Origin of the sequence: Streptomyces sp. NPDC048331 (assembly GCF_043201215.1) — a bacterium.
Lineage (GTDB): Bacteria > Actinomycetota > Actinomycetes > Streptomycetales > Streptomycetaceae > Streptomyces.
Genome location: NZ_JBICYT010000005.1, coordinates 220,922 through 233,225 on the forward strand (window position 1 = coordinate 220,922; position 12,304 = coordinate 233,225).

At 69.4% G+C, this 12,304-nt stretch carries 11 protein-coding genes; 3 read left to right on the forward strand and 8 right to left on the reverse strand.

Annotation, left to right across the window (positions count from 1 at the left end; all coding sequences use genetic code 11):
• Positions 1-239: 239 nt before the first annotated feature.
• From ndk to ACGFYY_RS11025, 3 genes are all read right to left on the reverse strand, one after another.
• Positions 240-650 carry a nucleoside-diphosphate kinase gene (gene ndk / locus ACGFYY_RS11015; RefSeq protein WP_393708288.1) on the reverse strand — a complete coding sequence of 137 codons (411 nt, stop codon included), beginning with the start codon at positions 648-650 and terminating at the stop codon, positions 240-242.
• A 64-nt stretch (positions 651-714) separates the two neighbouring features.
• Positions 715-1,083 (reverse strand): DUF4233 domain-containing protein, encoded by a 369-nt coding sequence (locus tag ACGFYY_RS11020; RefSeq protein ID WP_365267575.1) that lies wholly within the window; start codon positions 1,081-1,083, stop codon positions 715-717.
• Between the two features lie 3 nt (positions 1,084-1,086).
• The gene (locus ACGFYY_RS11025; RefSeq protein WP_393708290.1) at positions 1,087-2,625 is read right to left on the reverse strand and encodes a bifunctional folylpolyglutamate synthase/dihydrofolate synthase; all 1,539 of its coding nucleotides are present in this window, start codon (positions 2,623-2,625) and stop codon (positions 1,087-1,089) included.
• Between the two features lie 115 nt (positions 2,626-2,740).
• Here ACGFYY_RS11025 and ACGFYY_RS11030 point away from each other — a divergent pair, with 115 nt between their 5' ends.
• A complete protein-coding gene (locus ACGFYY_RS11030) occupies positions 2,741-3,817 on the forward strand; it encodes a rod shape-determining protein (protein WP_393708292.1) in 1,077 nt (358 codons plus the stop codon).
• Positions 3,818-3,847: 30 nt separating this feature from the next.
• On the opposite strand, the gene ACGFYY_RS11035 is transcribed toward ACGFYY_RS11030, so the two are convergent.
• Positions 3,848-4,996: a sensor histidine kinase gene (locus ACGFYY_RS11035; RefSeq protein WP_393708295.1), complete on the reverse strand. Its 1,149-nt coding sequence runs from the start codon at positions 4,994-4,996 to the stop codon at positions 3,848-3,850.
• 193 nt (positions 4,997-5,189) lie between these two features.
• Complete coding sequence (locus tag ACGFYY_RS11040) at positions 5,190-7,811, reverse strand: valine--tRNA ligase (RefSeq protein WP_393708297.1); 2,622 nt, start codon at positions 7,809-7,811, stop codon at positions 5,190-5,192.
• 127 nt (positions 7,812-7,938) lie between these two features.
• Between ACGFYY_RS11040 and ACGFYY_RS11045 the strand changes: the two genes are divergently transcribed.
• A complete protein-coding gene (locus ACGFYY_RS11045; RefSeq protein WP_393708299.1) occupies positions 7,939-8,880 on the forward strand; it encodes a hypothetical protein in 942 nt (313 codons plus the stop codon).
• Between the two features lie 113 nt (positions 8,881-8,993).
• On the forward strand, positions 8,994-9,293 hold the full coding sequence (locus tag ACGFYY_RS11050) for a hypothetical protein (RefSeq protein WP_393708301.1): 300 nt from the start codon (positions 8,994-8,996) through the stop codon (positions 9,291-9,293).
• A gap of 83 nt (positions 9,294-9,376) precedes the next feature.
• Here ACGFYY_RS11050 and clpX read toward each other — a convergent pair whose 3' ends face one another.
• The 3 genes from clpX to ACGFYY_RS11065 all read right to left on the reverse strand — a co-directional run bounded on the left by clpX (position 9,377) and on the right by ACGFYY_RS11065 (position 12,158).
• Positions 9,377-10,663 carry an ATP-dependent Clp protease ATP-binding subunit ClpX gene (gene clpX, locus ACGFYY_RS11055; protein WP_030026955.1) on the reverse strand — a complete coding sequence of 429 codons (1,287 nt, stop codon included), beginning with the start codon at positions 10,661-10,663 and terminating at the stop codon, positions 9,377-9,379.
• A 153-nt stretch (positions 10,664-10,816) separates the two neighbouring features.
• The gene (locus ACGFYY_RS11060) at positions 10,817-11,485 is read right to left on the reverse strand and encodes an ATP-dependent Clp protease proteolytic subunit (RefSeq protein ID WP_033223992.1); all 669 of its coding nucleotides are present in this window, start codon (positions 11,483-11,485) and stop codon (positions 10,817-10,819) included.
• 55 nt (positions 11,486-11,540) lie between these two features.
• Complete coding sequence (locus ACGFYY_RS11065; protein ID WP_266391368.1) at positions 11,541-12,158, reverse strand: ATP-dependent Clp protease proteolytic subunit; 618 nt, start codon at positions 12,156-12,158, stop codon at positions 11,541-11,543.
• Between the last annotated feature and the right edge of the window lie 146 nt (positions 12,159-12,304).

Below are 12,304 nucleotides of genomic sequence, written 5' to 3' on the forward strand. Positions count from 1 at the left end.
GTCAGGTCGGCGAGGTGGGTGTGTGGGTGGAGGCCCCATCGTAGTGCCGCAAGTACGAAGACCGCGCGACGGGACTCCGGCAATCCCGCCGGAATGGATACCCGCCCCCTCAGTGGTGACGACGTGTCCTGCCCAGGCGTTCCCGCTTCGGCCCGGAAATACCGGGGGGCGACCGAAATTACTTCGGTCGCCCCAGGTCATGAGCGCTATTCGGCTGATGTTCCGTCAGGAAAGAGTGCTCAGAGCGCCGGGAAGAACAGCTTCAGCTCACGTTCGGCGGACTCCTCCGAGTCCGAGGCGTGGATCAGGTTCTCACGCGTGATCGTGCCGAAGTCACCCCGGATGGAGCCCGGCGCCGCGGCGATCGGGTCGGTGGGTCCGGCCAGCTGGCGGACACCCTCGATCACGCGCTCCCCTTCGACCACCAGGGCGACGACGGGACCGCTCGCCATGAAGACCATCAGGGGCTCGTAGAAGGGCCTGCCCTTGTGCTCGCCGTAGTGCGCCTCCAGGGTCTCCTGGTCCAGCGTACGCAGCTCCAGTGCGGGGATGGTCCAGCCGGCCTTCCGCTCGATGCGGCCGATGATCTCGCCGATCAGACCACGACGGACGGCGTCGGGCTTGAGCAGGACGAGGGTGCGCTGGGTCATGTTGCGGCTCCTTGCGGCAAACGGGTGCGGTAGGGCGAATCTACAGGGCCGATCCGGGGACCCGTCACGCAGCGTCAGGCGCCGCGGGCGCGCCCTGCGTCTCCTGAGCGGCCGCCCAGCGCGCCTTGATCGTGTCGATCTTGCGGCCGTAGTGCACGGAGCACCACCACAGCCCGGCGAACACCGCGCCGAGGAAGAACATCGTCGGCACGACGAACCCGCTCAGGACCAGCCCGATCTGCAGGGCCCAGCCCAGCTGGACCGCCCCGGGACGCGAGAGCATCCCGCACAGCAGGACCGACAGCAGCATGGCGACCCCGCACACCGTCCAGACCGTGGCCTGGGTCAGATCGGGGTCCTTCATCGCCACCAGCCCCGCGAAGCCGATCACGAAGAACTCGCCGATCAGCGTGCTCGCACACAGCGTGCGCATCCCTCAGCCCCTCTTCAACAGCAGGCGGGCCTCGCCCACCGTGATCACGGAACCGGTCACCAGGACGCCGGCCCCTCCGTATTCGGCCTCTTCCTCCGCCAGGGTGATCGCCGCCTCCAGGGCGTCGTCCAGCCGCGGCTCCACCTGCACCCGGTCCACGCCGAAGACCTCGACCGCGACGGCCGCCAGTTCGTCCGCGCCCATCGCCCGGTGGCTGGAGTTCTCCGTCACCACCACCTCCGCGAAGATCGGCTCGAAGGCCTCCAGCACCCCGCGGACGTCCTTGCCCTCGCTCGCGGCCACGACCCCGATCAACCGACTGAAGCCGAACGACTCGGTGACCGCCTCCGCGGTGGCCGCCGCGCCCGCCGGGTTGTGGGCCGCGTCCAGGACCACGGTCGGGCTGCGCCGCACGACCTCCATACGGCCCGGCGAGGACACCGAGGCGAAGGCCTTGCGCACGGTGTCCAGGTCCAGGACCCGGGCGTGCTCGCCGCCGACGCCGAAGAAGGCCTCCACGGCGGCCAGGGCGACCGCCGCGTTGTGCGCCATGTGCGCGCCGTACATCGGCAGGAAGATGCCGTCGTACTCGCCGCCCACGCCGCGCAGCGTCAGCTGCTGGCCGCCGACCGCGACCTCGCGGGAGACGACGCCGAACTCCATGCCCTCGCGGGCCACCGTGGCGTCGACCTCGACGGCCTTCTTCAGCAGCACCTGCGCCGCGTCCACCGGCTGCTGGGCCAGGATCACGGTCGCGTCCTGCTTGACGATGCCGCCCTTCTCCACGGCGATCTCACCGGGCGTGGAGCCGAGGCGGTCGGTGTGGTCCAGGCTGATCGGGGTGATCACCGCGACGGACGCGTCGATCACGTTGGTCGCGTCCCAGCTGCCGCCCATGCCGACCTCGACCACGGCCACGTCCACCGGGGCGTCCGCGAAGGCCGCGTAGGCCATTCCGGTGAGCACCTCGAAGAAGGACAGCCGGTACTCCTCGGCGGCGTCGACCATCTCCACGTACGGCTTGATGTCGTGGTACGTCTCGACGAAGCGCTCGGCGGTGATGGGCGCCCCGTCGAGGCTGATCCGCTCGGTGATCGACTGCACGTGCGGGCTGGTGTAGCGCCCGGTGCGCAGCTCGAAGGCGTTCAGCAGGGACTCGATCATGCGGGCCGTGCTCGTCTTGCCGTTGGTGCCGGTGACGTGGATGGACGGGTACGCGCGCTGCGGCTCGCCCAGCACGTCCATCAGCGCCGCGATCCGCGACACCGAGGGCTCCAGCTTGGTCTCGCCCCAGCGGGTGGCGAGCTCCTGCTCCACCTCCAGCAGCGCCTTGGCGACCTCCGGGTCGACGGGCGGGGCGGGTACCGGGTCGCCCTGGGGCGGCCCGGCGTGGGCGCGCAGGGTGCGGCTACCGGCCTCGATCACCGCCAGGTCGGGGTCGCGGTCGGACTCTTCCGCCACGATCTGGTCGAACTCGTCGAAGGTGGCGGCGAGGTCGTCGTTGTCGTCGCGGTCGTGGCTCTCGGGCTGCTGGTCACTCACAGGGCCAGTCTACGGACGGGGACCCGCAGGACTTTCGGCCCGGCCGTTTCGGGACCTACGGCACCCGGAGCGACCTGATCGTTATGCAAGCCTGCGGCAGGAGATAGGGGAATAAATGCCGCAGGCCAGCAGCAACAAGACAGCATCCAGCCGCGACATAGGGATGGACCTGGGCACCGCCAACACCCTCGTCTACGCACGGGGGCACGGAATCGTCCTCGATGAGCCGTCCGTGGTCGCCGTGAAGGCGGGCACCACCACCGCCCTGGCCGTCGGCACCGACGCCAAGGAGACCATCGGCCGCACCCCCGGCTCCATCACCGCCATCCGCCCGCTACGGGGCGGGGTGATCTGCGACTACGAGGCCGCGGAGGAGATGATCCGGCACTTCGTCCGCAAGGCCGTCCCGGGCCGGCGGCCCCGCACCCGGATGGTGATCTGCGTACCCTCCGGAGTCACCCCCGTCGAGCGGCGGGCCATCGTCCAGGCGGCGACGCGGGCCGGGGCCAGGGCCGTGCACCTCATCGAGGAGCCGATGGCCGCGGCGATCGGCGCCGGCCTGCCCGTGGCCGAGCCGCGCGGCTCGATGGTGGTGGACATCGGCGGCGGCACCTCCGAGGTCGCCGTCATCTCCCTGGGCGGCATCGTCACGTCCCGGTCGCTGCGCGTCGGCGGGGACCGGCTCGACGCGGCCGTCATGGACCACGTACGAAAGGAGCACGGACTGCTCATCGGGGAACGCACCGCCGAGGACGTCAAGCTGGGCGTCGGCTCGGCCTGGCCGGTCCCGGACCGGCCGGAGTTGGAGACGCGCACCTTCACCGTGCGCGGCCGGGAGCGGGTCGGCGGGATGCCCAGGACCCTCACGCTGACCGCGCGGGACGTCCGGGCCGCACTCGACGAGCCGGTCGAGGCGATCATCGCCGCCGTGCGCACCACCCTGGAGGAGTGCCCGCCGGAGCTGTCCGGCGACGTGATGGAGCACGGCATCGTATTGACCGGCGGCGGCGCGCTGCTGCCCGGCCTGGACCTGCGGATGGCCTCCGCCACGGGCATCCCGGTCTTCGTCGCGGACGACCCGCTGTCCTGCGTGGCGCTGGGCTCCGGCCGGTGCGTGGAGGACATGGACACCCTGGACAGCCTCGACGGCCTGGACACCCTGGGCCGTCCGTCGGCCCCGGCGAAGGCCTGAGGAGGGCCCCGGCGCACGCCTGAGGAGGGCTCAGCCGCGCGGGAGGGTGGCGACGACCTCGTACGCGTCCCGCGTGCGCGTCGCCGTCAGGGTCCCGCCCAGGCTGCGTACGCGCTCGGACATGCTCGCCGTACCCGAACCGGCGGAGACGGGGGCCCGGCCCGGGGTCCGGGCCGGCAGCCCGTTGCTGACCGCTATCCGCAGCCGCGGGCCGTCCGCCGTGATCGACACGTCGATGGTCTGCCCGTGCGCGTGCTTGGCGGCATTGGTGAGGCACTCCTGGACCACCCGGTAGACCGCCGCCTGCCGCAGCGGGGAGAGCTCGTGCACGTCCTCGTCCATGGTGAGCCGGACGGGCGAGCCGGCCCGCCCGCTCTCCTCGGCGAGGACGGGCAGCCCGTCCACGCCCGGGGTCGAGGCCCGCTCCCCGCGCTGCACGATGATCTCGTTGAGCACCAGATGGGCCCGGCGCGCGGTGTCGGCCAGTTCTTCGAAGTCCGGCCCGTACGCCGTCTCGCGCGCCCGCATCGACAGCACCTCGGAGCGGACCGTGAGCAGGGTCAGCTCACGCCCGACGAAGTCGTGGACGTCGCGGGCCACGGAGGTGCGCTCCTGCTGGACGGCATGGAGCACGGCCGACTCGGCCCGCCGGGCGGCAAGCTCCCCCACCAGGTCGTGCCGGTAGGCGGCGATGCCCACCGCGGAGGCGAGCACCCCGATGGGCACGACCAGGCTGAGGAACCCGCTGAGGGTCTGCCCCGCGGGCTCGGGCCAGCCGGGCAGGACGAACATGCCCAGCGCGAAGGCGACGTAGGCGAGCGTGGCGAGGATCCCGGCCCGGCGCCCGCGGTAACGGCCGACCGAGTAGAGGGCGAACTGGATCAGAGTGAGCTCGTGCAGCCATCCGATGAAGAGCAACGCGGCCAGGTACGAGAGCCAGGGCTGTCGGCGGCGCACCAGCAGGGTGGCGCAGCCCAGGGCGAGGACGACGGCGGCGGCGGGCCCGGTCAGGGAGTTGTCGGCGGCCGCGAGGCCCGGGAGGTCGAGGGCCATCAGGCCCAGGCAGCCGAGCGCGGTGAGCACGTCCACGGCACGCGGCGAACCGGCCCAGCCCTCGGTGAGCCGGCGACCGGAGGCCACCAGCCGGTCGAAGGCCGGGACCACGGGCTTGACGCGCATGCCCTCCATCATCCGTGGTCGGCGCTCCGGTTCGGATCGCCCCGGAATCGAAATCGGAGTGATTTAGGGCACTTCGGACAGTGGTCCGCTGTGACGCCCACCCCCGCACGGGGAAGGGATACGGCGAAGGCCCCCGCATCGACCGACGGTGCGGGGGCCTTCACCTGTGCGTACGTATCGGGTCCGACCGGACCTAGGCGGCCGGCAGGCCGTCCAGCTGCGCCTGAAGCCGGGTGATGTCCGCCTCGGCCTTGGCGAGCCGACCCTTGATCTTGTCCACGACGTTGTCCGGGGCCTTGGCGATGAACGCCTCGTTCCCGAGCTTCGCCTCGGCCTGCTGCTTCTCCTTCTCCGCGGCGCCCAGGTCCTTCGTCAGGCGCTTGCGCTCGGCAGCCACGTCGATGGTGCCCGACAGGTCGAGCGCGACGGTGCCGCCGGCGACCGGGAGGGTCGCGGTGGCGCTGAAGGAGTCACCCTCCGGCTGGAGGCGCAGCAACTGCCGGATGGCCGCCTCGTGCGCGCCCAGCGCGGTGGCGCCGAGGTCCAGACGGGCCGGCACCTTCTGGCCGTCCTGCAGGCCCTGCTCCTTGCGGAACCGGCGGACCTCGGTGATCACCGACTGGACGGAGGCGATCTCCGCCTCGGCGGCCTCGTCGCGGAAGCCGCTGTCCTTCGGCCAGTCGGCGATGACGAGGGACTCGCCGCCGGTCAGCGTGGTCCACAGGGTCTCGGTGACGAAGGGGACGATCGGGTGCAGCAGCCGCAGCATGACGTCGACGACCTCGCCGAGGACGCGGCCGGAGACCTGGGCCTGCTCGCCGCCCGCGAAGAAGGTCGTCTTCGACAGCTCGACGTACCAGTCGAAGACCTCGTCCCACGCGAAGTGGTAGAGCGCCTCGCTGAGCTTCGAGAACTGGTAGTCCTCGTAGTACGCGTCGACCTGCGCGACCGTCTTGTTCAGCCGGGACAGGATCCAGCGGTCGGTGGCCGACAGTCGCTCGACCGGCGGCAGCTCGCCCTCGATCGTGGCGCCGTTCATGAGGGCGAAGCGGGTGGCGTTCCAGATCTTGTTGGCGAACTTGCTGGACGCCTGGACCCAGTCCTCGCCGATCGGGACGTCCGCGCCCGGGTTGGCGCCCTTGGCCAGGGTGAAACGGACGGCGTCGGAGCCGTACTTGTCCATCCAGTCCAGCGGGTCGACCGCGTTCGGGTTCGACTTCGACATCTTCTTGCCGAACTCGTCGCGGACCAGACCGGTCAGCGCGATGGTGTGGAACGGGGCCACGCCGTCCATGGCGTACAGGCCGAACATCATCATCCGGGCGACCCAGAAGAAGATGATGTCGTGCCCGGTGAGCAGGACGTCGGTGGCGTAGAACTTCTCCAGGTCCGGGGTCCGCTCCGGCCAGCCGAGGGTGGAGAAGGGCCAGAGCCCGGAGGAGAACCAGGTGTCCAGGACGTCGGCGTCCTGGGTCCAGCCCTCGCCGGTGGGCGGCTGCTCGTCGGGTCCGACGCAGACGACCTGACCCTCGGGGCCGTACCAGATCGGGATGCGGTGGCCCCACCACAGCTGGCGCGAGATGCACCAGTCGTGCATGTTGTCGACCCAGTCGAAGTAGCGCTTCGACATGTCCTCAGGGTGGATCTTGACGCGGCCGTCGCGGACGGCGTCACCGGCGGCCTGCGCCAGCGGGCCGACCTTGACCCACCACTGCATCGACAGGCGCGGCTCGACCGTGGTCTTGCAGCGCGAGCAGTGCCCGACGGAGTGCATGTACGGGCGCTTCTCGGCGACGATGCGGCCCTGCTCGCGCAGTGCGCCGACGATCGCCGAACGGGCCTCGAAGCGGTCCAGGCCGAGGAAGGGGCCGTGGACGGTGATCACACCGTGCTCGTCCATGACCGTCAGCGACTGCAGGTCGTGGCGCTGGCCGATGGCGAAGTCGTTCGGGTCGTGCGCCGGGGTCACCTTGACGGCGCCGGTGCCGAACTCCGGGTCGACGTGTGTGTCCGCGACGACCGGGATGGTGCGGTCGGTCAGCGGCAGCTTGATCTGCTTGCCGATGAGGTGGGCGTAGCGCTCGTCGTCGGGGTGGACGGCGACCGCGGTGTCACCGAGCATCGTCTCGGCGCGGGTGGTGGCGACGACGAGGCTGTCCTCGCCCTCGCCGTAGCGGATGGAGACGAGCTCACCGGCGTCGTCCTGGTACTCCACCTCGATGTCGGAGATGGCCGTCAGACAGCGCGGGCACCAGTTGATGATGCGCTCGGCGCGATAGATGAGTTCGTCGTCGTAGAGCCGCTTGAAGATCGTCTGGACGGCCTTGGACAGGCCCTCGTCCATGGTGAAGCGCTCACGCGACCAGTCGACGCCGTCGCCGAGGCGGCGCATCTGGCCGAGGATCTTGCCGCCGTACTCTTCCTTCCACTTCCAGACCCGGTCGGTGAACTCCTCGCGGCCCAGGTCGTGGCGGGACTTGCCCTCCTCGGCGAGCTGCTGCTCGACCTTGTTCTGGGTGGCGATACCGGCGTGGTCCATGCCGGGCAGCCACAGCGACTCGTAGCCCTGCATCCGCTTGCGGCGGGTCAGGGCGTCCATGAGCGTGTGCTGGAAGGCGTGGCCCAGGTGGAGGGAGCCGGTGACGTTCGGGGGCGGGATGACGATCGTGTACGCAGGCTTCTCGCTCTTGGCGTCCGCCTCGAAGTAACCGCGCTCTACCCAGCGCTCGTAGAGCTTCCCTTCTACCTCGGCCGGCGCGTACGTGGTCGGCAGTTCGGAGTTGGGGCTGCTGGGTGTCTGCGTGTTCTCGGTCACGGGGCACAGTTTAGAGCGGTAACAGTCCAGTCATGAAACCGGTAATCCAAGGGCCCGGCGCCCTGCCCGCTGCCGGCTTCCGTCAGGATGTGTGAAACGGATAAGCAACCTCATTGGGGGACGCGGGATGAGCTACAACCAGCCAGGGCCCTACGGACAGCAGCCCCAGCAGCCGGGACCGTACGGGCAGCAGCCCCCGCCGCCGGGACCGTACGGCCAGCCCGCCCCCCAGCCCAACCCGTACGGGCAGCCCGCCGGCCCCCAGCCGGGCTACGGCTACCCGCAGCAGCCGGGCGTCCCTCCGCAGGGCTACCCCCAGCAGCCGCCGGCCCCGGCCTACGGCTACCCGCAGCAGCAGGCCCCGTACGGCGGGCAGCCCCCGAAGAAGTCCAAGGCGGGCGTGATCATCGGCGTGATCGTCGCGGTGGCGGTCATCGCGGGCGGCGGCTGGTACCTCGTGGGCGGCGGCGCGGGCGGCGACATCTCCGCGGACACCAAGGGCTACAAACTCGCCTTCCCGGCGAAGGTCGACGCCTACGCACAGCCGGAGGGCGCGAAGCCGTCGCCCGAAACCCCGTTGGAGGGGGAGGCCAAGGCGAAGGCCGATGCCATCGGCGTGAAGAACGCGCACAACGCGGTCGCTTCGTACTCGACCACGCCGGACGGCAAGGGCGGCAAGTCACTCAGTGCCAACGGCCTGTGGGGCGAGATCGCCGACCCGGAGAAGGCCATCGACACGTACTACGCCGGCATCGGCCAGAACAAGGACGCCGAGAAGACCGGCTTCAAGTACGAACTGGTCGGCACCCCGAAGGCGTTCACACCGGACGGCTTCAAGGGCGCCGTGATGAAGTGCGCCGAGATCAAGATGACCGTGATCAAGGAGGTCAAGCCCGGGATGCCCAAGGAGGCGAAGATCCCCAGCTGCGTCTGGGGCGACTACTCCACGGTGACCGGAATCAACATGGTCGACCAGCTCGCCGCCGTCACCGGCGGCAGCAGCGGCACCCTCGAGCAGGTGTCCGAGGTGGCGGCGAAGTTCTACAACACCTCGCGCGCCAAGGTCTGATCGACCGACAGAAACCCTCGGCTACCTGGGAATCGGCGATTACAGACCCCAATTGATCTTGTGATCTAATGCCGATCGACCGTTGTTGATCAGCAATTCAATCGGGGATTCCTGTGGCATCTGCACGAACCAAGCGACTCGTCGCATCGCTCCTCCTCACGGCGACGGCCGCCATCACCCCGGTGGCCCTCGCCGCGCCCGCCTCGGCGTCGCAGGGCAGCGACTGCTACGCGATGGCGAAGGCGCTCGGCTACCGGGTCGGACCCAAGGTCGCCGGCGCCTGCGGCTTCCCGGCCGAACCGTCCAGCTTCTCCAAGCCGTGGGTCACGCCCCACCCTTCGTGCATGAAGCACCTCGAGAACGCCGGCATCAGCAACTGGAACCACCGGTTCATGATGTGCAGCAAGGCGTAACTCCTTCGCCGTGACCGTGCTGCACAGAAGGGGCGCCCCCCCCAGGGGGCGCCCCTTCCGCGTACCGGTCTACTGCCCTGCGGCTACGCCGACTTCTCGTGCGGGCCCTGGTCCTTCGGGACGATCCGCGGGACCAGCGTCGGGTTGACGTTGGAGCGGACCACGTCCGCGGTGATGACCACGCGGGCCACGTCCTTGCGGGACGGGACCTCGTACATCACCGACATCAGGACCTCTTCCATGATGGCGCGCAGGCCGCGCGCGCCCGTCTGGCGGAGGATCGCCTGGTCCGCGATGGCCTCCAGCGCCTCGCGCTCGAAGTCCAGCTCCACGCCGTCGAGTTCGAACAGCCGCTGATACTGCTTCACCAGCGCGTTGCGCGGCTCGATCAGGATCTGGAGCAGGGCCTCGCGGTCCAGGTTGTGCACGGAGGTCAGCACGGGGAGGCGGCCGATGAACTCGGGGATCATCCCGAACTTCACCAGGTCCTCCGGCATGACCTCCTGGAACTGGTCGCTGGCCTCGATCTCGCGCTTCGAGCGGATCGTCGCCCCGAAGCCGATGCCCTTGGCGCCCGCACGCGACTCGATGATCTTCTCCAGGCCGGCGAAGGCTCCGCCCACGATGAAGAGCACGTTCGTCGTGTCGATCTGGATGAACTCCTGGTGCGGGTGCTTGCGCCCGCCCTGCGGCGGCACCGAGGCCGTCGTGCCTTCCAGGATCTTCAGGAGGGCCTGCTGCACGCCCTCGCCGCTCACGTCGCGCGTGATCGACGGGTTCTCGCTCTTGCGGGCCACCTTGTCGATCTCGTCGATGTAGATGATCCCGGTCTCGGCCTTCTTGACGTCGTAGTCGGCGGCCTGGATCAGCTTCAGCAGGATGTTCTCGACGTCCTCGCCGACGTACCCGGCCTCCGTCAGCGCCGTCGCGTCGGCGATGGCGAAGGGGACGTTCAGCATGCGGGCGAGGGTCTGCGCCAGCAGCGTCTTGCCCGAGCCCGTGGGGCCCAGCAGCAGGATGTTGGACTTGGCGAGCTCGATCGCGTCGTCCCGGCCCTGCGCGCCGCCGTTCTCGCCGGCCTGTACCCGCTTGTAGTGGTTGTAGACCGCTACCGAGAGCGCCTTCTTCGCCGGCTCCTGGCCGACGACGTAGCTCTCCAGGAACTCGTAGATCTCACGGGGCTTGGGAAGTTCCTCCCACCGGACCTCGGAGGTCTCCGCGAGTTCCTCTTCGATGATCTCGTTGCAGAGGTCGATGCACTCGTCGCAGATGTACACACCGGGTCCTGCGATGAGCTTCTTCACCTGCTTCTGGCTCTTTCCGCAGAACGAGCACTTGAGCAGATCGCCGCCGTCACCGATGCGTGCCACGAGGTGCTTCCCCTTCGCCTGGGAGACGCCTGGTTCAGCGCTCCTGGTGCCTCATATCCGACGGTACCTTGCCGGGGGCCCCGTGCGGGGCCCCCTTGACGTGGTTCACATCGCCCAATCCGGGGACGTGCTCACGCCAACTGGTGGCAAGGATCAGGCCTTGCTGCTCTTACGGGTGGAGATGATCTGGTCGATCAGCCCGTACGCGAGCGCGTCCTCGGCCGTGAGGATCTTGTCGCGCTCGATGTCGTCGCGGATCTTCTCGATCGGCGTCGTCGAGTGCTTGGCCAGCATGGTCTCCAGCTGGTCACGCATGCGCAGGATCTCGTTGGCCGCGATCTCCAGGTCGGAGAGCTGCTCGCGGCCGGTGCCACCGGAGGGCTGGTGGATCAGCACGCGGGCGTTCGGCAGGGCCATGCGCTTGCCGGGGGTACCGGCGGCCAGCAGGACGGCGGCGGCGGAGGCCGCCTGGCCCATGCAGACCGTCTGGATGTCCGGCTTCACGAACTGCATCGTGTCGTAGATCGCCGTCAGCGCGGTGAAGGAGCCACCGGGGCTGTTGATGTAGATGGAGATGTCGCGGTCCGGGTCCATCGACTCCAGGCACAGCAGCTGCGCCATGACGTCGTTGGCGGACGCGTCGTCGATCTGCACGCCGAGGAAGATCACGCGCTCCTCGAAGAGCTTCGCGTACGGGTCGTACTCGCGCACGCCCTGCGAGGTGCGCTCGACGAAGCGCGGGATGACATAGCGATTGTCCACCTGCGGGCCGGTGTAGAGGCCGCTCGCGGAGAAGTTGTTCTGCATCTGGGTGTTCACCATCCTGGTGGCGTTCTGCGGGCTGTCGGCTGCTGCGTACTGACGGTGGGACCCTGGATCAGGCCCCGGTGCCGCCGCCGCCCGGCGCGCTGGACGCGGCCGAGATGATCTCGTCGATGAGGCCGTAGTCCTTGGCCTCCTCGGCGGTGAACCAGCGGTCACGGTCACCGTCGCGGATGATCGCCTCGACGGTCTGGCCCGAGTGGAACGCCGTGATCTCGGCCATCCGCTGCTTGGTGCGCAGCAGGTACTGGGCCTGGATCTTGATGTCCGACGCGGTGCCACCGATGCCGGCGGAGCCCTGGTGCATCAGGATGTCGGTGTTCGGCAGGGCGAAGCGCTTGCCCTTGGCGCCACCGGTGAGCAGGAACTGCCCCATGGAGGCGGCCATGCCCATACCGATGGTGACGACGTCGTTCGGGATGAACTGCATGGTGTCGTAGACGGCCATACCGGCCGTCACGGAGCCACCGGGGCTGTTGATGTAGAGGTAGATGTCCTTCTCCGGCTCGGCGGCCAGGAGGAGGAGCTGCGCGGTGATCTTGTTGGCGATGTCGTCGTCGACCTGCTGGCCGAGGAAGATGATGCGCTCGCCGAGCAGCCGGTTGTAGACATGGTCGCCGAGGCCGCCACCGATGGACGGCTCACCCGCGGCGTAAGGCTTCAGATTCGTCACGTATCCACCTGCTCGTCTCCGACGGCCATGTGCCGTCTCAGCGTCTCGTTCTGGGGTCCGGTCCGGCCGGAGCGGACGGGTCCGCCGGCGCCCGGGTACTCACGTGCCCTCGTATTCATGGACCCTAACGCGCAGGTCGGACAACG